22 protein-coding genes are annotated in these 25,956 nt (G+C 69.3%); 8 read left to right on the top strand and 14 right to left on the bottom strand.

Annotated elements, in window-relative coordinates; translation table 11 throughout:
- Positions 1-29: 29 nt before the first annotated feature.
- Together PMI14_RS12140 and PMI14_RS12135 are read left to right on the top strand one after the other, a co-directional pair.
- Entirely contained in the window at positions 30-749 is a 720-nt protein-coding gene (locus PMI14_RS12140) for a hypothetical protein (RefSeq protein WP_007854663.1), read from the top strand.
- Between the two features lie 281 nt (positions 750-1,030).
- Positions 1,031-3,319, top strand: a complete 2,289-nt coding sequence (locus tag PMI14_RS12135) for a bifunctional diguanylate cyclase/phosphodiesterase (RefSeq protein WP_007854661.1) — start codon at positions 1,031-1,033, stop codon at positions 3,317-3,319.
- Between the two features lie 28 nt (positions 3,320-3,347).
- On the opposite strand, the gene PMI14_RS12130 is transcribed toward PMI14_RS12135, so the two are convergent.
- The 3 genes from PMI14_RS12130 to PMI14_RS12120 all read right to left on the bottom strand — a co-directional run bounded on the left by PMI14_RS12130 (position 3,348) and on the right by PMI14_RS12120 (position 5,379).
- Complete coding sequence (locus PMI14_RS12130) at positions 3,348-4,022, bottom strand: GNAT family N-acetyltransferase (RefSeq protein WP_007854659.1); 675 nt, start codon at positions 4,020-4,022, stop codon at positions 3,348-3,350.
- A complete protein-coding gene (locus PMI14_RS12125; RefSeq protein WP_007854649.1) occupies positions 4,019-4,540 on the bottom strand; it encodes a MarR family winged helix-turn-helix transcriptional regulator in 522 nt (173 codons plus the stop codon). The genes PMI14_RS12130 and PMI14_RS12125 overlap by 4 nt, the downstream gene beginning before the upstream one ends.
- A 98-nt stretch (positions 4,541-4,638) precedes the next feature.
- The gene (locus tag PMI14_RS12120) at positions 4,639-5,379 is read right to left on the bottom strand and encodes a LuxR family transcriptional regulator (RefSeq protein WP_007854647.1); all 741 of its coding nucleotides are present in this window, start codon (positions 5,377-5,379) and stop codon (positions 4,639-4,641) included.
- Between the two features lie 154 nt (positions 5,380-5,533).
- Here PMI14_RS12120 and PMI14_RS12115 point away from each other — a divergent pair, with 154 nt between their 5' ends.
- A complete protein-coding gene (locus PMI14_RS12115) occupies positions 5,534-6,658 on the top strand; it encodes a sensor histidine kinase (RefSeq protein WP_007854645.1) in 1,125 nt (374 codons plus the stop codon).
- On the top strand, positions 6,658-7,449 hold the full coding sequence (locus PMI14_RS12110; protein WP_035203495.1) for a LytTR family DNA-binding domain-containing protein: 792 nt from the start codon (positions 6,658-6,660) through the stop codon (positions 7,447-7,449). Before PMI14_RS12115 ends, PMI14_RS12110 begins: the two co-directional genes overlap by 1 nt.
- On the opposite strand, the gene PMI14_RS12105 is transcribed toward PMI14_RS12110, so the two are convergent.
- The 6 genes from PMI14_RS12105 to PMI14_RS12080 form a co-directional block, all read right to left on the bottom strand.
- Positions 7,354-8,124 (bottom strand): hypothetical protein, encoded by a 771-nt coding sequence (locus PMI14_RS12105; protein WP_007854640.1) that lies wholly within the window; start codon positions 8,122-8,124, stop codon positions 7,354-7,356. The genes PMI14_RS12110 and PMI14_RS12105 overlap by 96 nt on opposite strands.
- 75 nt (positions 8,125-8,199) lie before the next feature.
- Positions 8,200-9,636: an NAD-dependent succinate-semialdehyde dehydrogenase gene (locus PMI14_RS12100; RefSeq protein ID WP_007854638.1), complete on the bottom strand. Its 1,437-nt coding sequence runs from the start codon at positions 9,634-9,636 to the stop codon at positions 8,200-8,202.
- A gap of 155 nt (positions 9,637-9,791) precedes the next feature.
- On the bottom strand, positions 9,792-11,276 hold the full coding sequence (locus PMI14_RS12095; protein ID WP_007854637.1) for an efflux transporter outer membrane subunit: 1,485 nt from the start codon (positions 11,274-11,276) through the stop codon (positions 9,792-9,794).
- Between the two features lie 19 nt (positions 11,277-11,295).
- On the bottom strand, positions 11,296-14,529 hold the full coding sequence (locus tag PMI14_RS12090) for an efflux RND transporter permease subunit (protein WP_007854636.1): 3,234 nt from the start codon (positions 14,527-14,529) through the stop codon (positions 11,296-11,298).
- Positions 14,530-14,561: 32 nt separating this feature from the next.
- Entirely contained in the window at positions 14,562-15,806 is a 1,245-nt protein-coding gene (locus tag PMI14_RS12085) for an efflux RND transporter periplasmic adaptor subunit (RefSeq protein ID WP_007854633.1), read from the bottom strand.
- A gap of 440 nt (positions 15,807-16,246) precedes the next feature.
- Positions 16,247-17,128: an alpha/beta hydrolase gene (locus PMI14_RS12080; RefSeq protein ID WP_007854632.1), complete on the bottom strand. Its 882-nt coding sequence runs from the start codon at positions 17,126-17,128 to the stop codon at positions 16,247-16,249.
- A gap of 166 nt (positions 17,129-17,294) precedes the next feature.
- Here PMI14_RS12080 and PMI14_RS12075 point away from each other — a divergent pair, with 166 nt between their 5' ends.
- Both PMI14_RS12075 and PMI14_RS12070 read left to right on the top strand, forming a co-directional pair.
- Positions 17,295-18,212, top strand: coding sequence for a LysR family transcriptional regulator (locus PMI14_RS12075; RefSeq protein WP_007854630.1), 918 nt, complete (start codon positions 17,295-17,297; stop codon positions 18,210-18,212).
- Positions 18,213-18,258: 46 nt separating this feature from the next.
- Entirely contained in the window at positions 18,259-18,561 is a 303-nt protein-coding gene (locus tag PMI14_RS12070) for a VF530 family DNA-binding protein (RefSeq protein ID WP_007854629.1), read from the top strand.
- 10 nt (positions 18,562-18,571) lie between these two features.
- Here the strand turns inward: PMI14_RS12070 and PMI14_RS12065 are convergent, their stop codons facing one another.
- Positions 18,572-19,189, bottom strand: coding sequence for a DJ-1/PfpI family protein (locus PMI14_RS12065; RefSeq protein ID WP_007854628.1), 618 nt, complete (start codon positions 19,187-19,189; stop codon positions 18,572-18,574).
- Positions 19,190-19,276: 87 nt separating this feature from the next.
- Between PMI14_RS12065 and PMI14_RS12060 the strand changes: the two genes are divergently transcribed.
- Entirely contained in the window at positions 19,277-20,608 is a 1,332-nt protein-coding gene (locus PMI14_RS12060) for a PLP-dependent aminotransferase family protein (RefSeq protein WP_007854627.1), read from the top strand.
- Here the strand turns inward: PMI14_RS12060 and PMI14_RS12055 are convergent.
- Positions 20,605-21,528, bottom strand: coding sequence for a carbon-nitrogen hydrolase family protein (locus tag PMI14_RS12055; RefSeq protein WP_007854626.1), 924 nt, complete (start codon positions 21,526-21,528; stop codon positions 20,605-20,607). The genes PMI14_RS12060 and PMI14_RS12055 overlap by 4 nt on opposite strands.
- 82 nt (positions 21,529-21,610) lie before the next feature.
- Here PMI14_RS12055 and PMI14_RS12050 point away from each other — a divergent pair, with 82 nt between their 5' ends.
- Positions 21,611-22,543, top strand: coding sequence for a LysR family transcriptional regulator (locus PMI14_RS12050; protein WP_007854625.1), 933 nt, complete (start codon positions 21,611-21,613; stop codon positions 22,541-22,543).
- Positions 22,544-22,564: 21 nt separating this feature from the next.
- Here the strand turns inward: PMI14_RS12050 and PMI14_RS12045 are convergent, their stop codons facing one another.
- From PMI14_RS12045 to PMI14_RS12035, 3 genes are all read right to left on the bottom strand, one after another.
- A complete protein-coding gene (locus PMI14_RS12045) occupies positions 22,565-23,524 on the bottom strand; it encodes an alpha-E domain-containing protein (RefSeq protein ID WP_007854623.1) in 960 nt (319 codons plus the stop codon).
- Positions 23,524-24,981: a circularly permuted type 2 ATP-grasp protein gene (locus tag PMI14_RS12040; RefSeq protein WP_007854621.1), complete on the bottom strand. Its 1,458-nt coding sequence runs from the start codon at positions 24,979-24,981 to the stop codon at positions 23,524-23,526. The genes PMI14_RS12045 and PMI14_RS12040 overlap by 1 nt, the downstream gene beginning before the upstream one ends.
- Positions 24,982-25,074: 93 nt before the next feature.
- The coding region (locus tag PMI14_RS12035) for a ComEC/Rec2 family competence protein (protein ID WP_035203483.1) at positions 25,075-25,956 on the bottom strand (882 nt) is incomplete at its 5' end.

The following is a 25,956-nucleotide window of genomic DNA, read 5'->3' as shown; positions in this document are numbered from 1 at the left end:
CCTCTTTCTCACTCCCAAAGGCCTTTCACATGAGCTTCGCACTTCGCACCGCTGCCGCCCTTGCCCTGGTGGCCGCAGCCGCCACCGCCGCCAACGCCCACCAGGTCTGGCTCGAAAACGCCGGCGGCGGCCAGGTCCGCCTGCACTTCGGCGAGTTCAACGACAACCTGCGCGAGACCTCGCCCGGTGCGCTGGACAAGTTCAAGGGCGTGCCCGTGCTCGAGCAGCGCGCCGGCACCGCCAACCAGAAGGTCGAAGGCAAGCTCACCAAGGACGCATTCGCCTACACCGTGGCCGGCAACGCCGACACGCTGTTCGCCGCCGCCACCTACCCGCTGATCGACCGCAGCAAGCGCAACCTGCCCGCCATGTACTGGCAGCCCTCGGCCCGCTGGGTTGCGAGCCTCGCCCAGCCCGTGGCGCCCGGCCAGGCGCTGGACCTGGTGCCCACCGGCAAGCCCGGCCAGCTCAAGGTCGTGTTCAACGGCAAGGCTCTGCCCAAGGCCAAGGTGCAACTGGTCTCGCCCGCCGGATGGAGCCGCGAGGCCCAGTCCGCCGATGACGGCACCGTGGAGTTCCTGACTCCCTGGAAGGGCCAGTACGTGGCCGAAGTGCACCACACCGACAAGACGCCTGGCGAAGCCCAGGGCGAAAAGTACGGTGAGGCCAGCTACGTGACCACGCTGAGCTTCGTGCAGGCCGAAGGCGCTGTCTCGCCACCGCTGCCACCCGCACCCGAAAAGCACTGAGAGCATCCCGCACTGGCGCCCCAGGCCTCGCGCATGGGGTGCCCAAGCCCGCACCGATTCCCATCGGAGCGGGCTTTTTTTACCCCACTGCAAAGGCCTGGCGGCCAGCCTGCCCATGGCGGGATCCAGCCACCGGGTGGCGTGCAAAGCAAAGCTTTCAGGCGCCGCAGGGAACCGCTAGCATGGTTGTCCGATGAGGATATCCCTGCGTTTCCCACGGGAGGTGTCGATGAGTCTGTGCATGCCTGCAGCCCCGCGCAGGGGCCCGAGCCCGGGCCCCCATGCAGGGTAGCTACGACCTGGTGCTGGTGCTGCTGTCGGTCGCGACGGCGGTGGTGGCATCGTTCGTCGCCCTGGACATGGCCTCGCGGGTGGCCGCGGCCATCGGCCACGCGCGCCGCGCACTGCTGTGGCTGGGCTGCGGCGCCCTGGCCATGGGGACCGGCATCTGGTCCATGCATTTCGTCGGCATGCTGGCCTTTTCGCTGCCGGTGCCACTGGCCTACGATGTCGGCACCACGCTGGCGTCCTGGCTGGTCGCCGTGCTGTCCTCGGCGCTGGCCCTGCACACGGTCAGCCAGCCGCAGCTGGGCTGGCAGCGCCTGCTGGGGGCGGGTGCGCTCATGGGCCTGGGGATCGCGGCCATGCACTACCTGGGCATGGAAGCGCTGCAGATGCGTCCCCGCATCACCTACGACCCCTGGCTGTTCGCCCTCTCGGTTCTCTTTGCCATCGGCGCTGCGACCGCCGCGCTGCTGATCTGCTTTCGCCTGCGCCACGAAACCGTGCTCACGGGCTTTCGCAAGAAGACGGCCAGCGCCCTGGTCATGGGCATCGCCATTGCCGGCATGCACTACACCGGCATGGCGGCCGCCAGCTTTGCCCCCGGCAGCATCTGCGGTGCCGGTCCGACCGGGATCGGTGGCAGCTGGCTGGGCTTCACCATCAGCGGGCTGGTGGCGCTGTTCCTGGTCACAAGCTTGCTGATCTCGGTCTATGGCGCCATGCCGCCGACCATCCGCTCGCGCCTGGTGTTCCTGGTGGTGGCGGCCAGCCTGCCCGTGTCCCTGATGGCCGTGGTGGTGATGGTTTACGACTACCAGCGGCTGCGCGAGCAACAGGCCAGGGCCCTCGTGGTCACGGCGCGCGCCATCATCGCCACCGTGGACAAGGACCTCGCCGGTGTCGAATCGGGGCTCAGGGTGCTGTCGACGTCCCGCCTGCTGCTGGCCGGCAACCTGCCCGCCTTCCAGCTGCAGGCCGAGGACGCGCTGGGCCACCTGCACGTGGCGGCCCTGGTGCTGGAGGACGGCCATGGCAGCGTGCTGATGGACACCCGCCTGCCACCGGGCACCCACGCTGCCACCACACCCTCCCCCCACCCCCGCCCCACCCCCTCCTTCTCGCAAGCGGCCTTCCTGCAGGCCCGTTTCGAGAAGGAAACCGCCGTCACGATCGCGGTGCCCGTGGCGCCGGGGGGCACTGGCAAGGTCCCCACTGCAGACCTGCGGCTCAGGGCCAGCCTGTGGCCCGAACGGCTGACCCAGTTGCTGAACAACCAGCACCTGGCCCGGGACTGGATCGTCTCCATCTACGACGCCGAGGGCAGCATCGTCGCGCGCAGCCACGAGATGCGGCGCTTTGTCGGGGCCAAGGGCGCGCCGCTGATACTGCAGCGGCTGGCCCAGGTGGACGAAGACTCGGTGGATGCCGTGACCCTGGAAGGCATCCCCGTGCTCTCGGCCTTCAGCCGCTCACCGGCCACGGGCTGGACGGTCTCCATCGGCATTCCGAGCAGCAGCCTGAGCACCCCGCTGCTGCGCACAGTCGCCTGGCTGCTCGCGGGACTGGTGCTGATGCTGACCGCCAGCCTGCTCCTGGCCTGGCGCATCGGCGGATCCATCGCCAGCGCCGTGCAGGCCCTGACCGGACCGGCGCTGGCCCTGGGCTCGGGCGCCCCCATCGTGGTGCCGCCCCTGGGCCTGACCGAGGCCGACAAGGTCGGCCACGCACTGAGGCAGGCGGCGCACCTGCTGGACACGGCAAAACACGAGGCCCACCACGACATGCTGACCGGCCTGGCCAACCGCTCGCTGTTCCGCCAGATCGTGCAGCAGCAGCTGGCGCAGGCCCACCGCAACGGGGGCAACGTCTCCATCCTGTTCGTCGATCTCGATGGCTTCAAGGGCATCAACGACGCCCATGGCCACGCGGTGGGCGACGCGCTGCTGCAGCAGGCCGCGCAGCGCCTGCTGCAAGGGGTGCGCGGCGGCGACCTGGTCGCGCGGCTGGGGGGCGACGAATTCGCCGTGGCCCTGGTCCAGCCGGGCCTGCGGGGCACGGCCAAGGTGGCCGCGAAGCTGGTGGAAAGCCTGGCATCCCCGTTCCTGATCGAAGGCCTGGTGCTGCAGATCTCCGCCAGCATCGGCGGCGCCAGCTACGGCCCGCATGCCGCCACCGGCCTGGCCAGCTGCGAGGCCCTGCTGCAGCAGGCCGACAGCGCCATGTACCGCGCCAAGGAGGCCGGCAAACGGCGCTTTGTCATGGCCGAGTCACTGCGCACGCGGTGAGCATCGGCAAGCCCGCCGGACAGGCAGCCTAGCGCGCCAGCACGGCCACCTGCACCTGCGTGCGGGTCTCAAAGCCCAGGCTTTCATAGAGCGCAATGGCCGCGTGGTTGCTGACCCAGGCATGCAGGAAGGCCTGGTCGCCACGCTGCTGGATGGCATGCGCCACCACGGACGACAGCCGGCGCGCGAGGCCGCGCCCCCTGAAGTCGGGATGGGTGCAGACCCCGCTGACCTCGGTGGCGCCGGCAAAGCGCATGCGCTCGCCGGCCATCGCGGCCAGACGACCCCCAATACGCACGCCGACAAAGCGGCCCATGGTGTGCGTGCGCGGCAGGAAGGGACCGGGCTCGGTCAGTTGCGCCAGCGCCAGCATCTCGGGCGCATCGGCATCGCCAAGCACCACCACGGCCTCTTCGCCTGGCACAGGCGCGACGGGCTGCATGGCCAGCATCTGCACCCCCTGGGCACTGCGCACGAGTTGCAGGCCCGGCGGTACCTGGACCGGGGCAACCTGCGCCAGGTAAACGGATTCTCCCGCCCCCACCAGGCTGGCCAGCGCGGCAAGGCTGGCGCCATCGTCGTCCCGTGCGCAGGCGAACAGGTTCACGTCGCGCCGGTAGCGCCTGGCGAGGTCCCCGCCTTCGGCAAGCTGCGGTGCATGGAGGAGCGAAGCCCACACGGGGCGGTCGAGGGAGCTGTTCATCGGGATGCCTTTCCTTTGGATCGCGCGGGCTGTGCCGCGATGGAGACGGCTGCGCGCTGCAGCAGCGAGGTGTGTTCCAGGCCCGCTTCGAGCGCGGACAGCTGCTCCAGCAGCGGGCCTTCGAGCGGCGCGCAGATCTGGGCCACCGAGGCCTCGATCACCGGCCAGACCTCGCGCCGGGCACGCTCGACCAGCGCCTGCCCGGCCTCGCTGAGCTGCACCTTGCGGATGCGCCGATCCTCCTGCAGCGTGCGCGACTCCACGAGACCGCTCGCCTCCAGCCCGTGCAGGGAGCGCGTGACCACCGGCTGGCTCACGCCGACCGCCGTGCCCAGCTCCCCGACGCCCAGCGGGCCGTGCCGGTCGAGCGCCGCGAGCAACGGAAAGTGGGCCGCGGGCAGGTCGATGCCATGCCGCGCCATGAGCGCCTGGGTCTGCGCCTGCAGCGACTCACCGATGCGCCGAAAGCGGGTGCCGAGGGTGAGGAACCCGAGCTCCTTGACCGTGTCCTGGACCATTATTCTCCTTTGATATATATCATGCTATGTATTTTATCGGCGCCTGTCAAGAAGCTGGCCATCCCCCGCGGGGGCAGCGCATGCCTGCAGGGACGCGATCAGAACGGACGCGGCTGGATGAGGCCGAGCAGCAGGGCCCGCGCAATCGCATGCTGGCGGCTGAACACCCCCAGCTTCTGCGCGATGGCGTTGAGGTGGAAATTGGCCGTGCGTTCGGAGATGTGCAACAGGCACGAGATCTCCCACGAGGTCTTGCCGTCGGCGGCCCAGCGCAGCACCTGCTGCTCGCGCGGACTCAGCGCCGGGGGCTGCAGCGGCATGGGCGCCAGGCGGCGCATGGCCTCGTGCACATAGCTGGCCAGCAGGTGCGCATGCGCCTGGACCTGTGCAATGTCGGCCTGGGCGGTGCGGCCCGTGCGCGAGACCGTGCCGCTCAAGATACCGAGCTCCCCGTGGGGCGTGTGCAGCGGCACGCTCAGGCCGGTGCACAGCCCGTGCTCGGCTGCCTCGCCCATCACGCGCCGGGCCTGCGGGCCGGGGCCATCACCGGGCACCTCGTGCCACAGCACCGGCAGGATGTTGCGGCTGCAATAGCGGATGATGGGATCGTGCGCATGGTAGTTGTGGGCCATGTAGTGGCGGGTCCAGCCTGGTGGGTAGCCATCCACCAGCAAAACGCTCGACTGCGCAAAGTGCTCCGGCACCCGCAGCGCATAGATGAAATGCTCGAAGCCGAGCGCCTGCGCCAGTTGCTGCACCTGTGCATGCAGGCTGGGCAGGTCGGCGCTGTGCAGTAGTTGCTCGAGCGATTCGCGAAAGGGCCGTAGCGTCAGATCCATTGCGGTGAAGGGTGGAATGGGGATGGGCCAGAATCCATCCGACGGGAACCAGGGTCTGGAAGGCCCCCATTCCCGGAATGGAGAGGACCCGGGAGAATTCTTGGCGAGACTCCCACCACCGCAAACTCCAACGACTTCTCCAGCCGACGAAGCAATGCACATTTCGACGAACGGACCCCCACCGTCGACGAACGACACCACCGACCTGCCCGGCGATGCCGCCGCCAGCGCCTGGTCCGGCCTGCGCCGCACCACATTGCAGCTGGCCGCGGTGTTCTGGAGTGCCGTGCTGCTCAGCGACAGCATCCTGTGGGGGATCGCTGGCGTCGACCCGCTCGAATCGCTCTCGGGCAAGCTGGTGCTCAACAGCTTCGGCGCCCTGCTCACCATCGGCATGTCGGCACTGCTGTTCCGGCTGCGCCACCGCGGCATCCTGTTCAAGGCGGCCATGGCGTTTGCGCTGTCCATGGCCTGCGCGCCGTTGTACAGCCTGTTTGATTTCCAGGTCTACCGCTTTTACGTGGCGCCCGAGGTGCCCGACTTCAGCTGGCGCAACTTCGGCTACACCATGGTCTCAAGCATGGCGATGTTCTTCGGCTGGTCCTGCCTGTATGTGTCCATGGTCTATGCCTTCGAGGTGCGGGATCGCGAACGCAGCCTGGCCGCCGCGCGCGAGGAGGCCCTGCACGCCCAGATGCGCGCCCTGCGCTACCAGGCCAACCCGCATTTCCTGTTCAACACCCTCAACTCCATCGCCGGCCTGGTCGAGGAAGGCGCCACCGCGCGTGCCGGCCGCATGCTGCTGTCGCTGTCGATGTTCCTGCGCACCACGCTGACCATCGACCCCCTGCAGGACGTCAGCCTGGCGGATGAGCTGGTGCTGCAGGAGGACTATCTCGCGATCGAGCAGGAGCGCTTCTCCGACCGCATGGGCTTTGCCGTGGAGGCCCCCGGGGAGGTGCGGCGCGCGCTCGTGCCCAGCCTGATCCTGCAGCCGCTGATCGAGAATGCCGTCAAGCATGGCGTGGGCCAGTCCGCGGCGCACACGCAGATCACCATCCGCGCGCTGCGCCAGCAGGACGTTCTGCGGCTGGTGGTCGAGAACGATCTGCCGGCCGGCGGGCGCCCGTCGGCGGACACCGTGGTCGGCTTCGGCATCGGCCTGCGCAATGTCGCGGACCGCCTGCGCATGCGCTTTGACGAAAGCGGCAGGTTCAGCGCCCGCACCCATGGGGGGCAGTTTCGCGCCGAGATCGAACTGCCCTGGAGGACCGGATGATGGGCCCCATCGACGTGCTGGTCGTGGACGACGAGCCGCTGGCACGGCGCCGGCTCATACGGCACCTGCAGCGCCTGGACTGGGTCGGCGCGGTCGCGGAAGCGGCCACCGTGCAGCAGGCCCTCGCCAGGCTGGCGGAGTTCGACGCGCGCATTGTCCTGCTGGACATCCAGATGCCCGGCGGCAACGGCTTCGACCTGGTCCCCCAGCTGCCCACCCCGGCACCCGCCGTCGTGTTCGTGACCGCCTTCGACGACCAGGCCCGCCGCGCATTCGACGCCCATGCCATCGACTACGTGACCAAGCCCATCGACCCGGGGCGCCTGCACCTGGCCCTGGAGCGTGCGCGCCAGGCCGTGCTGTCGCAAGGCCGCCAGGACCGGATCGCGGAGCTGGAGGAAGTCATTGCCAGCCTGCGCAGCGCAGCCGCCGCCGCCGCGCACCGCCATGCCGGCACCAGCGACCTGTGGGTGAAATCGGGCCACAACTACCTGCGCATTCCGTGCAGCAGCATCACCCACATCCAGGCGGAGCGCGACTACGCGCGCATCCACGCGGACGGCAGGGATTACCTGCACGGCGAGAGCCTGTCCGACCTGGAGCGCAGCCTGCCTGGCGGGGAATTCATGCGCATCCACCGCAGCACGCTGGTCCGCCTGGGCGCGATCTCCCATGTGTCGGTCGGCCGGTACTCCTCACTGAGCGTCGTGTTCCCGGGGGGCAAGACCGCCAAGGTCGGACGGACCTACGCGGCCGATGTCCGGGCTCGGCTGATGCAGCCGGCACTCTGAGGGGAGGGCCGCCACCACCTGCGCCAGCCAGTCGGGTACAGGGTCCGTGGTGGCCGCACTCCTCGCAAACATGCGCGTAAAGCTGCGAAATTCCGACAGATCGCCCGGGGGGAGCGTGCGCGCCACGGCTTCAAAGCGTGCCAGCAAGCCGACGGCCTCGGGATGGATCTGCGCCACCTGTTCGAGGTAAGCGATGGCAAACACCAGGTTGGAGAGCGCAGGCTTCTCGGGCTTGCGCTCAAGCTTTCGGATCAGGGGGTCGGACCAGGCCTTCACGGCCGGGTAGGCCCGCGGGTCGGCTACGGCCGCCAGGGCCCAGAGCACATAGCTCTTGAGCGTTCCCTTGCGCACCAGGCATTCGGTGAGCCAGTCCGTCGCCTCGGCCCCACAGAGCCGGGCCACGGCCAGGACCGAGGTGGCCTTGACGTCCTGCATCGAAAAGTCGGCCAGTTCCTTGAGAACCGGCAGGGCCTCCGTGGCATGGAGGTCCGCCAGGCTGTGGCAGGCCAGCGGCATGGCCGACCTGGGCTTGCGGTTGCGCAGCACCCCCAGGAGGCCCTGGGCGTCGTAGGGCACGCCAAGCCGGCGGAAATAGGCCCGGTCTTGCAGCATGTCCCCCTCGCCGCGCACCAAGGCCGCGGCGCTGGGGTGCAGCACAGGTGCAGGTGTCGGCATGTCCTAGCTCCTGAACAGGTGAAACAGAGCAGGCCCCTCGCATCCAGGGGCCTGCAGGCAAGGATCACACCGCCATCAGACGTTCATGATCGAGACCAGGCGCGTGTTCAGGTGCGCCTCGACGGCTTCGGAGCCGCCCTCGGAGCCATAGCCCGAATCCTTCAAACCACCGAAGGGCAGCTCGGCCGCGGGGGCGGCCGCCTGGTTGATCCACAGCATGCCGACTTCCAGGCGCTGCGACAGCAGGTGGGCGTTCTTGAGCGAGCGCGTGAAGGCGTAGCCGGCCAGGCCGAAGGGCAGGCGGTTGGCCTCGGCGATGGCGTCCTCGATCTTCTCGAAGCCGCGCACGGCGGCCACGGGGCCGAAGGGCTCTTCGTTAAAGATGCGGGCCGACAGCGGCACGTCGTTGAGCACGGTGGGCTGGAAGAAGTTGCCTTCGCTGCCGATGCGCTCGCCACCGGCGGCCAGTTGCGCGCCCTGCTGCACGGCGTCGGCCAGCAGGTCGGCCATGGCGGTGATGCGGCGCGGGTTGGCCAGCGGGCCCATCTGCGTGCCCTGGACCAGGCCGTCGCCGACCTTCAGGCCCTGGGCGTGGCTAGTGAGCGCGGCCACGAATTCGGCGCGGATGCTCTCGTGCACCAGGAAGCGCGTGGGCGAGATGCAGACCTGGCCCGCATTGCGGAACTTGGCGCCACCGGCGGCCTTGATGGCCAGCGCCACGTCGGCATCCTCAGCGACGATCACCGGGGCATGGCCGCCCAGTTCCATGGTCACGCGCTTCATGTGCTTGCCGGCCAGTGCCGCGAGCTGCTTGCCCACCGGCGTGGAGCCGGTGAAGGTGACCTTGCGGATGATGGGGTGCGGGATCAGGTAGTTGGAGATCTCGGCCGGATCGCCATAGACCAGGCCCACGGTGCCGGCGGGCACGCCGGCATCGGCGAAGGCGCGGATCAGCTCGGCCGGGCTGGCCGGGGTCTCTTCAGGCGCCTTGACGAGGATGGAGCAGCCGGCCGACAGTGCGGCCGCGAGCTTGCGCACCACCTGGTTGATCGGGAAGTTCCAGGGCGTGAAGGCCGCCACGGGGCCCACGGGGTCCTTGATGACCAGCTGCTGGGCCTTGAGGTTGCGCGAGGGCACGATGCGGCCGTATACGCGCAGCGATTCGTCGGCGAACCATTCGATGATGTCGGCCGAGGCCATGGTCTCCACCTTGGCTTCGGCCAGGGGCTTGCCCTGCTCCTGCACCATGATGGCGGCAATCGCGTCCACACGCTCGCGCATCAGCACGGCAGCGCGGCGCATGGTCTTGGCGCGGTCGGCCGCGGGGATGTCGCGCCAGGCCTCGAAACCCTTCTGCGCAGCTTCGAGCGCACGGTCCAGGTCGGACTTGCCGGCATGGGCCACGCGGCCGATTTCCCTGCCGGTGGCGGGGTTGTGCACGGCGATGGTCTTGCCGTCGGCGGCGTCCTGCCACTGGCCGGCGATGAAGAGGCGGGTATCGGGATAACTCATGCGGATGCTCCTGATTAGCAAGGGGGTGTGAAGGGGGCAGCCACGCAACCAACGCATTGGCCGAGCGGCGACACCCGGCACTATAGGCCCCTTGCCGCAGGCCGGGGCGGGCACCCCGGAAAGCCCCTGTCAAGATCCACAGGGACAGCAGCCCCTCAGCGGGCGGGTGCCTGCGCCAGGGTGGCGCCCTTGCCATCGCCCCAGCCGCCGCCCAACGCGCGGATCAGACCCACGGTGGCCGTGTACTGCGCGGTGCGCACCTGCAGCGCCTGGCGGCGGTTGCGCAGCTCGCTGCGGCGTGCGTCCAGCAGTTCGAGCTGGCTCACCAGGCCGTTGCGGTAGCGCGAATCCGACAGCTGCGTGGCGCGCACGGCCGACTGCACGGCACGGCCCTGGGCCTCGGCCTGGCCGGCGAGCAGGCGCAACGCGCTCAGCTGGTCCTCCACCTCGCGGAAGGCGGTGAGCACCTGGCCGCGGTGGGCGGCCATGGCGGCTTCCAGCCGGGCGCGGGCGCCCTCTTCCTGGGCCTTGCGCTGGCCGCCGTCGAAGATCGGCAGCGACAGCAGCGCGCCAATGCCCCAGGAGCGGGCCGACCACTTGAACAGGTCACCGAGCTCGGGCGAGGCCTGGCCGGCATTGCCCGTGAGGGTGATGGCCGGGAACCAGGCCGCCTCGGCCACGCCCACGCGCGCCTGCGCCGCCAGCACCGAAGCCTGCGCCGCCGACACGTCGGGCCGGCGCGCGAGCACCGTGCCGGGCACGCCGGCCGGGATCACGGGCAGGGCCGCATCGCTGGCGGCCGGGGCCACGGCAAAGCCCGTGGCCACGTCGCCCACGAGCACGGCCAGGGCATTGGACAGCAGCGCCTGCTGGCGCTCCAGGGCCAGGGCCTCGGATTCGGTGGCCGCGACCTCGGTCTGCACGCGCGCCACGTCCAGCTCGGCCACATCGCCGGCCTGGAAGCGGCGCTGCGTCAGGCGCAGCGTGTCGCGGTAGGCGCCCAGGCTTTCGCGCACCAGCAGCTGCTCGGCCTGCACCGAGCGCAGCTGCAGGTAGGTCTGCGCCACGTCGGCCTGCACCAGCAAACGCGTGCTCTGCAGCAGCGCATCGCGGGCCTGGGCATCCAGGCGCGCGGCGTCACTGGCCTTGGACAGGCGGCCGAACAGGTCAAGCTCGTACGAGACATTGAGTCCCACCGAGGTCAGCGTCGACGCCTGCGTGCTGCCCGTGGTGCCGGCGCCGGCCTGGCGTGTGGCACCGGCCGAGGCACCCACCTGCGGGGCGCGTGCGGCATCGGCCGAGCGCAGCAGCGAGCGCGCCTCGGCCAGGCGGGCGGCCGCCTCCTGCACCGTGGTGTTGCCGCTGGCGGCACGCTCCACCAGGGCGCTGAGCACCGGGTCCTGGAAGCCCAGCCACCATTCGCCGCGCGGCTGCGCCTCGGCGGGGGCGGCGGTGGTCCAGGCAGGTGCGCCATCGGCCACGCTGAAGCTGGCGGGCACGGCCACGCCGGCATGCTCGGGCTGCTGCGCGACAGGCGTGCCCATGCAGCCGGCCAGCACCAGGGCGGCGACCAGCGGCGCCAGGCGCGCCGCACGCCGCACGGTCAGGGAAGGATCGGAAAAAATCGTGTTGGCATTCATGGCAAAGACTCCCTTGCACTCATTCGTCATGGCCGCGCGGTGCAGCCAGTATCGGGTGGGCCACGGCGCCGGGGCCGGTGGCATCGGTCAGCGGCGCCGTATGGCTGCCGTGGTTGGCCAGGGGGCGGTTGCCCGCCAGTCGGCGCAGCACCACGTAGAACACCGGCGTGAGGAACAGGCCGAAGGCCGTCACCCCGATCATCCCGGCGAACACCGCCACGCCCATGGCGCTGCGCATTTCGGCACCGGCACCGGTGGAGAGCACCAGGGGCAGCACGCCCATCACGAAGGCCAGCGAGGTCATCAGGATGGGGCGCAGCCGCAGGCGGCTGGCCTCGATGGCGGCCTGCACGGGCGTGCGCCCGGCAAACTCCAGCTCACGGGCGAACTCCACGATCAGGATCGCGTTCTTGGCCGATAGCCCCACCAGCACGATGAGCCCGATCTGCGTGAACACGTTGTTGTCCCCCTTGCTGAGCCACACGCCCGCCATGGCGGCCAGCAGGCCCATGGGCACGATCAGGATGATGGCGATCGGCAGTGTCAGGCTTTCGTACTGCGCGGCCAGCACCAGAAACACCAGCAGGATGGCGATGGGGAACACCAGCACGGCGGAATTGCCGGCCAGGATCTCCTGGTAGGTCAGCTCGGTCCACTCGAAGCCGATGCCCTTGGGCAGCGTTTCGGCGGCGATGCGCTCGATGGCGTCCTGGGCCTGGCCCGACGAGAAGCCGGGACCGGGCTGGCCGTTCACGTCGGCCGCGAGGAAGCCGTTGTAGCGCATGGCACGCTCGGGGCCGAAGCTCGGCTCGAGCTTCATCAGCGCCGACAGCGGCACCATCTCGCCCGTGGTGGAGCGCACCTTGAGCAGGCCCACGTCATCGCTGCGCGCACGGAAGGCCGCATCGGCCTGCACGCGCACGCTGTAGGTGCGGCCGAACTGGTTGAAGTCGTTGGCGTACAGGCTGCCCAGGTAGATCTGCAGCGTCTCGAAGATGTCCGTCACGGGCACGCCGAGCTGGCGCGCCTTGGTGCGGTCGATGTTCGCATACAGCTGCGGCACGTTGACTTGCCAGCTGGTGAACAGGCCGGCCAGCTCGGGCGTCTGGTAGGCCTTGGCCATAAAGGCCTTCACGGCCGAGTCCATGGCCTCGTAGCCCAGCGATGCACGGTCTTCGATCTGCAGCTTGAAGCCGCCCGTGGTGCCGAGGCCCGCCACCGGTGGCGGCGGGAACATGGCGATGAAGGCTTCCTGGATGGCACCGAACGACTGGTTCAGCTGGCCCGCCACGGCGCCGCCGCTCTGGTCGGCACGCGTGCGCTCGGCAAAGGGCTTGAGCGTGGCGAAGACGATGCCGGAGTTCGAGCTGTTGGTGAAGCCGTTGATCGACAGGCCGGGGAAGGCGATGGCGTCTTCCACGTTGGGGTTCTTCTTCATGATGTCGCCCATGCGGCGGATCACGTCCTCGGTACGGTCCAGCGTGGCGCCATCGGGCAGCTGCGCAAAGCCGATCAGGTACTGCTTGTCCTGCGCGGGCACGAAGCCGCCGGGAATGACCTTGAACAGGCCGAAGGTCACACCCACCAGCGCCAGGTAAACCACCAGCATCAGCGCCTTGCGGCCGATGACGCGCTTGACGCCGCCGCTGTAGGCCTCGGAGCCGCGGTGGAACACGCGGTTGAAGCCGCGGAACACACCACCGAGCACCTTGTCCATGCCGCGCGTGAGCGCGTCCTTGGGCTCATGGTGGCCCTTGAGCAGCAGCGCGCTGAGCGCCGGCGACAGGGTCAGCGAGTTGATCGCCGAGATCACCGTGGAGATCGCGATGGTGACCGCGAACTGGCGGTAGAACTGGCCCGTGAGGCCGCTGATGAAGGCCAGCGGCACGAACACCGCCACCAGCACCAGCGCGATCGCGATGATGGGGCCGGAGACTTCGCGCATGGCGCGGTAGGTGGCCTCGCGCGGGGTCAGGCCGGCCTCGATGTTGCGCTCCACGTTCTCCACCACCACGATGGCGTCGTCCACCACGATGCCGATGGCCAGCACCAGGCCGAACAGGCTCAGGGCGTTGATCGAAAAGCCCAGCAGGTGCAGCACGGCGAAGGTGCCCACCACCGACACCGGCACGGCCAGCAGCGGGATGATGGAGGCGCGCCAGGTCTGCAGGAACAGGATCACCACGACCACCACCAGCGCGATGGCCTCGAGCAGGGTGTGGATCACCGACTTGATGGAGGCCCGCACGAACTGCGTCGGGTCGTAGGCGATGCGGAATTCCACGCCTTCAGGCATGTTCTTCTGCAGCTCGTCCATGGTCTTGCGCACGTTGGCCGAGATGTCCAGGGCATTCGAGCCCGGGGCCTGGAACACGCCCATGCCCACGGCCGGGTCGTTGTTGAGCAGCGAGCGCAGCGAGTAGTCGGCCGCGCCCAGCTCCAGGCGGGCGATGTCGCGCAGGCGCGTCACCGCGCCGTCGGCACCGGTCTTGACGATGATGTCACCGAAGTCGTCCTCGGTCTGCAGGCGACCCTGGGCGTTGATGGACAGTTGCAGGTCCACGCCAGGCAGGCCGGGCGATGCGCCGACCACGCCGGCGGCGGCCTGCACGTTCTGGCCGCGGATGGCAGCCACCACGTCGCTGGCCGAGAGGCCGCGCTGCGCGACCTTCTGCGGGTCGAGCCAGACGCGCATGGAGTAGTCGCCACCGCCGAAGATCTGCACCTGGCCCACGCCCTGGATGCGCGCCAGGCGGTCCTTGACGTTGAGCACGGCGTAGTTGCGCAGGTAGTCGATGTCATAGCGGCCGTTGGGCGAGACCATGTGCACGACCATGGTCAGGTCGGGCGCGCTCTTGACCGTGGTGACGCCCAGGCGGCGCACTTCCTCGGGCAGGCGTGGCTCGGCCTGCGAGACGCGGTTCTGCACCAGCTGCTGGGCCTTGTCGGGATCGGTGCCCAGGGCGAAGGTCACGGTCAGCGTCATCACGCCGTCGGTCGTGGCCTGGCTGCCCATGTAGAGCATGCCTTCCACGCCGTTGATGGATTCCTCCAGCGGCGTGGCCACGGTTTCGGCGATGACCTTGGGGTTGGCGCCCGGGTACTGGGCGCGCACCACCACCGAGGGCGGGGCCACCTCGGGGTATTCGGAGATCGGCAGGCTGCGCAGCGCGATCAGCCCTCCGAGGAAGATGAGCACCGACAGCACCCCGGCGAAGATGGGGCGGTCGATGAAGAAGCGGGATAGATTCATGGCGATGGTCTTTCAGCAGGCGCGCGGTGCCCTTATGCGGCAGGCGACTTGGCGGCGCGGGCTTCCTTGCGGTCAGCGGAAGGGATCTCGGCCTTGGCGGTCATGGGGACGGACTGCGGGGCGACGACGGCGCCAGGGCGCACGCGCTGTAGGCCGTTGACGATGATGGTCTCGCCGGCCTTCAGGCCCGAGGTGACCACGCGCAGGCCTTCGATGGGCGCACCCAGCGTGACCTCGCGGTACTCGGCCTTGTTGCCCTCGCCCACCACCAGCACGAACTTCTTGTTCTGGTCCGTGCCCACGGCGCGCTCGTTGATCAGGATGGCCTGCGAGCTGCGTGCCTGGCCCATGCGGATGCGCGCGAACTGGCCGGGAATGAGGTCGCCATCGGCGTTGTCGAACACGGCGCGCACGCGCACCGTGCCGCTCCTGGCATCGACCTGGTTGTCGATGAGCTGCAGCTTGCCTGCGTGCGGCGTGCCGCCCGAGGTGCCGGTGCCCATCTGCACGGGGATGCGCTCGATCAGGGTGCGGGCGCTGCTGCCGGACTTCAGGTCCTGCAGCGCCTTGACGACGATCTGCTCGTCGGTATCGAAGCTCGCGTAGATCGGGCTCACCGAGACCAGCGTGGTCAGCACCGGCGCACCGGCGCCCGAGGCCACCAGGTTGCCCACGGTGACTTCGATGCGGCCCACACGGCCGGCCACGGGGGCCCGCACCTGGGTGTAGCCGAGGTTCAGGCGCGCGGCCTGCAGCGCGGCCTGGGCGGCACGCAGGTTGGCGTCGGCCTCGCGCTGGGCGTTCTGGCGCTCGTCGTGCTCGCGCTGGGCGATGGCGCTTTCCTGCAGCAGGCGCGTGGCGCGCTCCAGCTCGCTGCGGGTGTAGGAGACGCGGGCCTGCGCTGCGGCGACCTGTGCCTCGGCGCGGTCCACCTCGGCGGCGTAGGGGGCGGGGTCCACCGTGATCAGCAGGTCGCCCTGCTTGACCAGCGAGCCTTCACGGAAGTGCACGGCCTGCACGGCACCCGCCACGCGCGGACGGATGTCCACGCGCTGCACAGCTTCGAGCCGGCCCGAGAACTCGTCCCACAGGCTGATGTCCTGCTGCAGCACGGCAGACACGGAGACGGGTACGGCCTGGGGCTGCGCCGCACCGGCGGTGGCCTGGGCCGAGGGCGACTGGAACACCAGCACGGCGGATGCGGCGACGGCAGCGGCGGCCGTGGCCAGGGTGGCGAGGCCCAGGGGGCGCTTGGGGAAAGGAAGATGGAAGTTCATGGTCACTTTCTGTGGCGGGGCAGTTCTCGTGGAACACGCCCCGCTGCGGTTTTCAAGATCGGGTGGATTGGAGACGGACGAAGTCTGGGCACTGACACGGTGGCAAGGTCAACACCGGCTGCGCAGTGCGGCGGCTTTTGTGTCGGCAGTGGCAGTGCTCCCGGGTGCAGCAGCCTGCAGGTCGATGGTGTTCATGGGCAATTCCTCCGTGTCGTTGATATGGGCAAAACAGATCGTCAAAAAGCGCGGGCAACAGCCGGTCCGTACCGATCTGTGTCGGCACTTGCACCAGCTCCTGGCCAGTCATGGGCAAAGCATTCCCCCTCCGGCGCCAATGGCCGGAAATTACGGGGTGAGCGCCTGGCTCGGTAAGTGGGGTGGCGGGAGTATCGAACCTCAACTTAAGTTGAGGTCAACCACATCCTACAAACCCTGGGGTTTCAGGTGGGGGCCGGACATCGGGTGTCCTCGAAAAACTGCCGGATCTGCACCAGCGCGCCTTCGGCGCAGGGGCATTCACGCTGCTCAGCCTCCAGGGCTTCGGGCATCTCTCCGGCTTTGGGAAACACATGGCGCCGTACCAGCAGGCCGGCGGATTCGAGGCGCGCGGCATAGGCCAGCGCCTCGTCGTGCATGGGGTCGGTGTCGCCCACCATCACCAGGGTGGAGGGCAGTCCTGCCAGGCGGTGCGCGGTGGCAGGCACGGCGTAGGGGTGTTCGGCATCGCGCGGGCAGCGCAGGAAGTTGCGCCAGCCCTCGGTCCATTTGCAGCCGGTGGCGTCGCCCGTGGCTTCGCGCACCGAGGCCGTGCCCACGCAGGGGTCGAGCATGGGCGACAGCAGGATCTGGCCGGCCAGCGGCGGGTGCGACTGGTCGCGCGCCATCACCGAGACGGCGGCCGCCAGGTTGCCGCCGGCCTCTTCGCCGGCCAGGTAGATCTGCGCACCCTGGCCACCGAGCTTGACGCGGTTGCGAAACGCCCACTGCAGCACGCCATAGCCGGTGTTCACGGGCTGGGGAAACGGGGTCAGCGGATAGGCCACCGACACCACCACGGCGCCGGCCCTCTCGAGCAGGTCGGCCACGGTGCAGCCGGTATCGAGGTCACCCGTGGTGAACGCGCCGCCGTGGAAATGCACCACCAGCGGCGAGGGCTTGCCGGGCTGCTTGCGGCCATAGACGCGCACCGCCACCTCTTCGCCCTTGGCCACCTCAATGGTGGCGTCGGTGCGCTGGGGAGCGCCCGCTGCGCTGCCCGAAGCCTTGGAAGAGGCTCCGGCACGGGGGGACGGCGAAGGTGGCGACGGACGGTCGGGCTGCATGGCATGGACCCATTGGATTGACGATGGATGAAATGTAGTACCTGCCGCCTGCCCGATAAACAGGCCAAACACCACTGCACTGTTTCCAAAAGCTCAACAATCAAATGCAAACCGCATGTGAGAATTCCGCTGCACCCACTGGTGGGTGCAAGTACAAGGAGAGCCCATGGACCAGATACAGGCCATGCGCATATTCGTGCGGGTGGTGGAGGCCGGCACGTTCACAAGGGCAGCGGATTCGCTTTCGCTGCCCAAGGCCACGGTCACCAAGCATGTGCAGGCGCTGGAGGAGCGCCTGCGCGTGAAGCTGCTCAACCGCACCACGCGCCGCGTCACCGTGACCGCCGACGGCGCCGCCTACTACGAGCGCACCATCCGCCTGCTGACCGACCTGGACGACATCGAGGCGAGCATGACCAATGCCCGTTCGAACCCGCGCGGGCGCCTGCGCGTGGACGTGGGCACCTCGATGGCGCAATTGCTCATCCTGCCCAACCTGGCCGAGTTCCATGCGCGCTACCCCGACATCCAGGTGGACCTGGGCGTGAGCGACCGCATGGTGGACCTGATCAGCGACAACGTGGACTGCGTGATCCGCGGCGGCGAGTTGACCGACCAATCGCTGGTGGCGCGGCGCATCGGCAACCTCGAATTCATCACCGTGGCTTCGCCCCACTACCTGGCCAAGCACGGCACGCCCGTACATCCGCTGGAGATCGAGGAAAAGCACGCCATCGTCGTCTACTTCTCGCCCCAGACCGGGCGCCACTACCCGCTGGAGTTCCGCAAGGGCGATGAGTCGGTGGACATCACCGGCCCCTACCAGGTCAGCGTGAACGAGAGCAACGCCTATGTAACGGCGACCGTCTCGGGCCTGGGCATCGGGCAGGTCACGAGCTTCCAGGCCACGCGCCACCTGGAGACCGGCGCCCTGGTGCGCCTGCTGCCCGAATGGACACAGCCCCTGCTGCCGATCTACGTGGTCTACCCGCCCAACCGCCACCTGAGCGCCAAGGTGCGCGCCTTCGTGGACTGGACGGCCGAATTGGTGCAGCGCAACTCGCACCTGCAACGCACGACCTGACCCCCCGCAAGCCGCTTCGCGCCATCCCCCAAGGTATGCTTGGGACATGAGCGACGCCCCCGACACCCCGACGCCCGAACCCGGGACCCCGCCAGAAGCCACGCCCGCCAAACCCGCCCAGCCGCGCAACCCGCTGCACGGCGTGACGCTGGAGGCCATGGTGGTGGGCCTGGCCGATTACTTCGGCTGGGCTGGCCTGGCCGAGCGCATCCCGGTGCGCTGCTTCCAGAGCGACCCGAGCGTGGGCTCGAGCCTCAAGTTCCTGCGCAAGACGCCCTGGGCGCGTGAGAAGGTCGAGAGCCTGTACCTGTTCATGCTGCGCGACCAGCGGCGCAACGCGCAGGAGTAAGCGCTCAGCCTCAGACCGGCTCTGCCGCCGGCAGGTAGCGTTCGATATGGCCCATGGCGCGGGCCACGTAGTCGTCCTTCTCTCCCACCGGGGCGAAGTAATGCAGGGCGGTAGCAGCCTCCTCCACGCCCGCCAGGCGGGCAATCACCCATCCCGCCAGGTACGACGATGCGAGGCAGCCCCCTGCGGTCGCCACATTGCCGCGGGCAAAGAGCGGCTGGTCCAGCACGGTGACGCCCGCCGCCTGCACCCAGGGCCTGGTGGTCAGGTCCGTGCAGGCCGGCACATTGTCGAGCAGGCCCAGTCTGGCCAGTACCAGAGCGCCCGAGCACTGGGCGCCCAGCAGCTGCCGCGCAGGGTCGAAGCGCAGCTCAGCCATCAGCGCCGCGTCCTCCACCACCTCGCGGGTCTGGATGCCGCTGCCGACCAGCACCGCATCGGCTTCGCGCGCCCAGGCCAGCGACGCCTGGTGCGGCTCGACCACGATGCCGTTCATGGAGCGCACGCGCGCCGTGGGGCAGACCAGGGCCACCTCCCAGCCCGGGCGCTTGACCCGGTTGAGGATGCCCAGGGCGATCAGGGAGTCGAGTTCATTGAAGCCGTCGAAGGCCAGCAGGGCAATGCGCATGGTGTGCTCACGGGGGTGAAAGATGCGCCATCGTAGGCAGGCCACTTAGTACAATCAAAGAATTGTCATAGATACACTGGGATTGTGATGGGCGTGGTCCGGTACAAACACGTGGTCGATGCGCTGGCGGCCGATATCCGCACCGGTCGGCTGCGGCCTGCCACCCGCCTGCCCACGCACCGCGCGCTGGCGGCGAAGTACGGTCTGGCGCTGGGCACGGCCAGCCGCGTGTATGCCGAACTGGAGGCCATTGGCCTGGTGGTGGGCGAGACCGGGCGCGGCACCTTCGTGCGCGACCCGTCCTACCCGCGGCCGGGAGCCGACCTCACCGCGCCGCAGGCCAGTGCCATCGACCTGTCGTTCAACAACCCCAGCGTGCCCGGCCAGACCGAACAGCTGCGCGAGGCCCTGCGCCAGCTTGCGGCTTCGGGCGACCTGGAATCGCTGCTGCACTACCAGCCCTACGGCGGGCGCCTGCACGAGCGCGCCATCGTGGCGCGGCACCTGCAATCGCGGCTGCTCAAGGTCGGCGGCGAGCAAGTCCTCATCGTCAACGGCGCCCAGCACGGCATGGCCATCGCAGCGCTGGGCCTGCTCAACCCCGGCGACATCGTGGCCGTGGACGCCCTCACCTACCCCGGCTTTCGCGTGCTGGCCGAGCGCCTGCGGCTGGACCTGGCGCCCGTGCCCGTGGGGCCGGAGGGAACGGACCTCGACGCGCTGCAGCGCCTGTGCCATGCGCGGCCCGTGCGCGCCATCTACACCATGCCCACCTTGCACAACCCGCTGGGCTGTGTGATGCCGGCACGCGCACGCGGGCGCCTGGCGATGATTGCGCGCCAGCACGACCTGCTGGTGATCGAGGACGCGCCCTACGCCTACCTGGCCGGCGACGCCCTGGTGCCCGTCGCCGCACTCGCGCCGGAGCGCACGGTCTACGTCTCCAGCCTGTCCAAGAACGTGGCCACGGGCCTGCGCTTCGGTTTTGTCGCGGCCGCGCCGGCACTGATCCCGGCGCTGGAACGCGCCATCCGCGCCACCTCGTGGAACACGGCCGGCGTGCTCACGGCCATGGCCTGCGCCTGGATCGAGGACGGCACCGTGGCGCGGCTGGAGGCCGAGAAACGCGCCGATACGGCCCGGCGCCAGGCCCTGGTCACCCAGGCGCTGGGCGGACTTCCCCTCGTGCGCCACCCACACTCGTACTTCGTCTGGCTGCCGCTGGGCGACGACCAGCGTGCCGACCGCATTGCGGCCACGCTGCTGCAGCGCGGCGTGACCGTCTCCACCGCAGAGGCCTTTGCCACCACCACCCATGTGCCCCAGGCCTTGCGCGTGGCGCTGGGCTCGGTAGCGCTGGACGACCTGTCCCAGGCCCTCGCACTGGTGCGGCAGGCCGTGGAGCAGGACTCGTCCTAGTCGTTGAAAACGACGCTCTGGCGCGCTCTCCGGTCCACCTGCAGTGTGAAGATATCGGGCCGCGCATAGTGGCCCACCACGTCGAAGTCGTAGCGGGCGCGCACCAGTTCCGCCACGTCGATCTGCGCGGTGAGCAGGCCGGTGGCGTTCTGCAGCGGACCGGCGAGCACATCGCCCAGCGGCCCCACGATGACGCTGTTGCCGCGGATCAAGGGGCGGTCGGCGTCCCAGCCAGGCGCATCGATGCCCAGCGCGCGCGGCGAGGGCTGCACCTGGCAGGCGCTGATGACAAAGCAGCGCCCCTCGTGCGCGATGTGGCGCATGGAGCATTGCCAGATGTCGCGCTCGTCCACCGTGGGCGCGCACCAGACCTGCACGCCCTGGGCGTACATGGCGGTGCGCAGCAGGGGCATGTGGTTCTCCCAGCAGATCACGCCGCCCACGCGGCCGACGGCCGACTCGATCACCGGCAGGGTGGAGCCATCGCCCTGGCCCCAGATCAGGCGCTCGGTGCCCGTGGGCATGAGCTTGCGGTGCCTGGCCACCAGGCCCTTGTCGGGATCGAAGTACAGCGCCGTGCAGTACAGCGTGCTGCCCGCGCGCTCGATCACGCCGAGCACCAGCATGGCGCCGGTGCGCTGGGCCAGGCCGGCCAGTGCCTCGGTCTCGGGCCCGGGTACGTCGATGGCGCTCGCGTGGTAGCGCGCATAGGCCTCGCGGCCCTCGGGCAGGCGGTAGCCCAGGCGGGTGCCGAAGATCTCGCCCTTGGGGTAGCCGCCCAGCAGCGCCTCGGGCATGACGACGAGGCGTGCGCCCGAGGCCTTGATCTCGCCCTCGAACGCGAGCACGTTGGCCAGGGTCTGGGCAGTGCCCTCGGGGGAGGAGCCGATTTGCAGGGCGGCGACGGTGGAAAGGGTCATGGCAGGGTTCCTGGGGATGGAAGACAAGCGCAGTGTTGCCAAAGCCCTAAGATGAATCAATGCCCCTCCATTGCTGATTGATATGAACGAAATTGATATCGGGTTCGACCTCAACGGGCTGCGCGTGTTCGAGGCGCTGTACGAGGAAGGTGGCGCCACGCGCGCCGCGCTGCGCCTGTCGCTCACGCAGTCCGCCGTGAGTGCGGCCCTGGGGCGGCTGCGCAAGGTCTATGGCGACCCGCTGTTCACGCGCACCGGGCGCGGCCTGGCACCCACGCTGCGTGCGCAGGAGCTGCGGCCGGTGATCGGCGAGGCGCTCAACAAATGCCGCGAGAGCCTGGCCCTGGGCACCTCGCCGGCCGCGCGCTACCAGGGCCGCTCGGTGGTGCTGGGCCTGTCGGACGATTTCGAGATCGCCATGGGCCCGTGGCTGGTGCAGTTGCTGGCGCAGCATGCGCCGGGCCTGCGCCTGGCCTTCCGGCAAACGCACAGCCAGATCGTGGCCGAGATGCTGATGGCGCGCGAGATCGACCTGGCCATCACCGCCGGCGGCCTGGCCACGCGCTGGCTCAGCCACCGCTCGCTGGGCGAAGGCGGCTATGCCTGTGTGGTCGATGCACCGCCCAGCCGGCGCAAGGCGGCGCTGGGCCTCACGGTAGAGGACTACGTGGCGCGCAACCACGTGCTGATTTCATCGGGCGGCTTCATCGGCGTGGTGGACGAGGTGCTGGCCGCCCTGGGCCACAAGCGGCGCGTGGTGGCATCGACCACGCACTTCGCCGCCCTGCCCTATCTGCTCAAGGGCACGCAGGCCGTGGCCACCGTACCGATCCATGCCGCGCACGCCATGGCGCGCCTGTGCGGGCTCACGGTGCTGCCCTGCCCCGTGGTCATGCCGCGCTATGCGGTGGAGCTGGGCTGGCGCACCGATGCGCTGCGCGACTCGGCGGTGGCGCAGGTGCAGTCGGTGGTGGCGGCCCACTGGGGCGGGCTGCCCCTGGACCCGGGCGCCTGAAACCGCCCGGGCAGGGCTGCGTCAGTCCCCCGTCGCGACGAGGAAGTTGCGGCTGATGCCGCCACCCAGGTCGTTGACGCGGTCCAGGAACTGCGTGAGGAAGGCGTGCAGCCCGGTCGACAGGATCTCGTCGATGCGGCCGTACTGCAGGTCGGCCAGCAGGCGGCCGGCGCGGCGCTGGGTCTCGGACGAGTGGTCGTTGGCCAGCACGGCCAGGTTGTCCACCACCTCGCGCATGCTGGCATGCAGCGAGCGCGGCATGTCGCGGCGCAGGATCAAGAGGTCCGCCACGCGGCCCGGGGTGATCACGTCGCGGTAGACCTTGCGGTAGACCTCGAAGGCCGAGACGCTGCGCAGGATGGCGCTCCAGTGGTAGAAGTCGTTCTCCTGGTTGCGCTCGCTGGCACGGCCGAAGAAGTCCTTCTTGACGGCGTGGAACTTCACGTCCAGCAGGCGCGCCGTGTTGTCCGAGCGCTCCAGGAAGGTGCCCATGCGCAGGAAGTGGAAGGCCTCGTCCTGCAGCATGGTGCCCAGCGTGACGCCGCGCGACAGGTGCGAGCGGTACTTGACCCATTCGAAGAACTGGCCCGGGTCGCGCTCGTAGGCGTCGCCCTTGAGCAGGCGCTGCAGTTCCAGCCAGGTCTGGTTCTGGGTTTCCCAGATCTCGGTGGTCAGCGCGCCGCGCACGGCGCGCGCGTTCTCGCGCGCAGCGCGCAGGCAGGAGACGATGGACGAGGGGTTCTCGCCATCGCGCACCATGAAGTGCAGCACGCGCTCGGGCGTCACTTCGCCATGCTTGGCGGTGTAGGCGGGGATCAGCTCGCTGATGGACAGCAGGCCCTCCCAACCCTCCTGCGCCACGGCAGCGGACTGGGGCAGCAGCGAAGTCTCGTAGCTGACGTTCAACATCCGCGCCGTGTTCTCGGCGCGTTCGGTGTACCTGGACATCCAGAACAGGTGGTCGGCGGTGCGGCTGAGCATTATGGGGTCCCTCCTTCTCCGAGCACCCAGGTGTCCTTGGTGCCCCCGCCCTGTGATGAATTGACGACCAGCGAACCCTCCTGCAGGGCCACGCGGGTCAGGCCGCCGGCGACCATCTGCACCTCGCGCCCGCTGAGCACGAAGGGGCGCAGGTCGATGTGGCGCGGTGCGATGCCGCTCTCCACATAGGTCGGGCAGCTCGACAGGCTGAGCGTGGGCTGGCCGATGTAGCCGGCCGGGTTGGCCAGCAGCGCGCGGCGGAAGTCCTCGATCTCGGCCTTGGTGGCGGCCGGGCCGATCAGCATGCCGTAGCCGCCCGCGCCGTGCACTTCCTTGACGACCAGCTCGTGCAGGTGGTCCAGCACGTACTGCAGGTCGTCCTGCTTGCGGCACATCCAGGTGGGCACGTTCTTCAGGATGGGCTCCTGGCCCAGGTAGAAGCGGATCATCTCGGGCACGTAGGGGTAGACCGACTTGTCGTCGGCCACGCCCGTGCCCACGGCGTTGCAGATGCCCACGTTGCCCGCGCGGTAGGCCTCCATCAGGCCGGCACAGCCCAGCGTGGAGGTGCGGCGGAACACCTGCGGATCGAGGAAGTCGTCGTCCACGCGGCGGTAGATCACGTCCACGCGCTGCAGGCCGCGCGTGGTGCGCATGTAGACGAAGCGGTCCTTGACCACCAGGTCCTGGCCTTCGACCAGCTCCACGCCCATCTGCTGGGCCAGGAAAGCGTGTTCGAAGTAGGCGCTGTTGTGCATGCCCGGCGTGAGCACCACCACCGTGGGCTCGTCGGCCGTGGCAGGGGCGCTGGCGCGCAGGGTCTCGAGCAGCATGTCGGGATAGTGGGCCACTGGCGCCACCTTGTGCATGCTGAACAGGTCGGGGAACAGCCGCATCATCATCTTGCGGTTTTCCAGCATGTAGCTCACGCCGCTGGGCACGCGCAGGTTGTCCTCGAGCACGTAGTACTCGCCCTCGCCCTGGGCGTTGGGAGCGCGCACGATGTCGATGCCGGCAATGTGCGCGTAGATGTTCTGCGGCACCTGCACACCGGCCATCTCGGGGCGGTACTGGGCGTTGTTGAGCACCAGGTCGGCCGGCACGATGCCGGCGCGGATGATGTCCTGCCCGTGGTAGACGTCGTGGATGAAACGGTTGAGCGCCGTGACCCGCTGCACCAGCCCCTGCTGCATGCTGGCCCACTCGTGCGAGGGGATGATGCGGGGGATCAGGTCGAAGGGGATGAGGCGTTCGTTGCCGGCGCCGTCCTCGTCCTTGGCGCCGTAGACGGCAAAGGTGATCCCCACGCGGCGGAAGATCATCTCCGCCTCGGCCCGGCGGGCCTGCATCACGTCCACCGGCTGCCTGGACAGCCATTGCGCGTAGCGCTTGTAGTGTTCTCGCACGTCGCTGCCATCGAAAGGCAGCATGGCGTACATCTCATCAAATTTCTGCATGAACTGGCCTCCTGCTTGCAGGATAGCAAGTTGTGCGCCCAGTTTTCCGGATCGGCCTACCAAGGCACTGTGCCATCGCACCCCCCGCTGGGCTCAGTGCGACAAAGCTGGCACCATGCTGTGCTGCCAATACCGCTGGCCGGATTCGCGCTGGCAGGCCACGCCTTCGGGCCGGGCCGATGACCAGGTGGCGGCCCCGCAGCGCGCCGACTCCACCACGGTGATACCGCGCGCCTGGTAGCGCGCCAGCACATCGGGCGCCGGATGGCCAAAACGGTTGCGGTAGCCGGCCTGCACCAAAGCGGTGCGCGGCGCCACGGCATCCAGGAAGCCACCGGTGGACGAGGTCTTGCTGCCGTGGTGCGGCACCAGCAGCACATCGGCCTTGAGCGGGGCAGCACCGGCCACCAGGGCCTGCTCCTGCGCGGTCTCGATGTCGCCGGCCAGCAGCGCCACCGGGGCCCCATCCCCCGCCCTTGTGCCCGCCGCCACGATGCGCAGCACGCAGCTGGCGTGGTTGGCACGCACCACCGCCCCGGCACCGGGCGCAGGGTGCAGCACCTCGAAGGCCACGCCGTCCCACGCCCAGCGCTGCCCGGCCAGACAGGGCGTGGCCGGGCGCAGGGCCTGCAACTCATGCCCGGCCTCGATGGAGCCGGTGAGTCGGGCGCCGGGCTGCTGGGCCAGCACGGCCGCCGCGCCCCCGGTGTGGTCGGCATCGCGGTGGCTGAGCATGAGCACGTCCACGCGCTCGCCCAGGGCACGCAGCAGCGGCACCAGCACCCGGTGGCCGGCATCGCTTTCCAGGCTGAAGCGCGGCCCGGCATCGTACAGCAGGGTGTGGCTGGCCGTGCGCACCAACACCGCATTGCCCTGGCCGATGTCGGCGGCCAGCAGCTCGAACTGGCCGGGCTCGGGCCGGCCCGGCTGCCACCACAGCACGGGCAGCACCAGCGGCAGGGCCAGCAGGCGCAG

This window comes from Acidovorax sp. CF316 (assembly GCF_000276605.1).
Taxonomy (GTDB): domain Bacteria; phylum Pseudomonadota; class Gammaproteobacteria; order Burkholderiales; family Burkholderiaceae_C; genus Acidovorax.
Note: the sequence above shows the minus strand (reverse complement) of the source record. Positions and strands in the feature narration are given on the sequence as shown.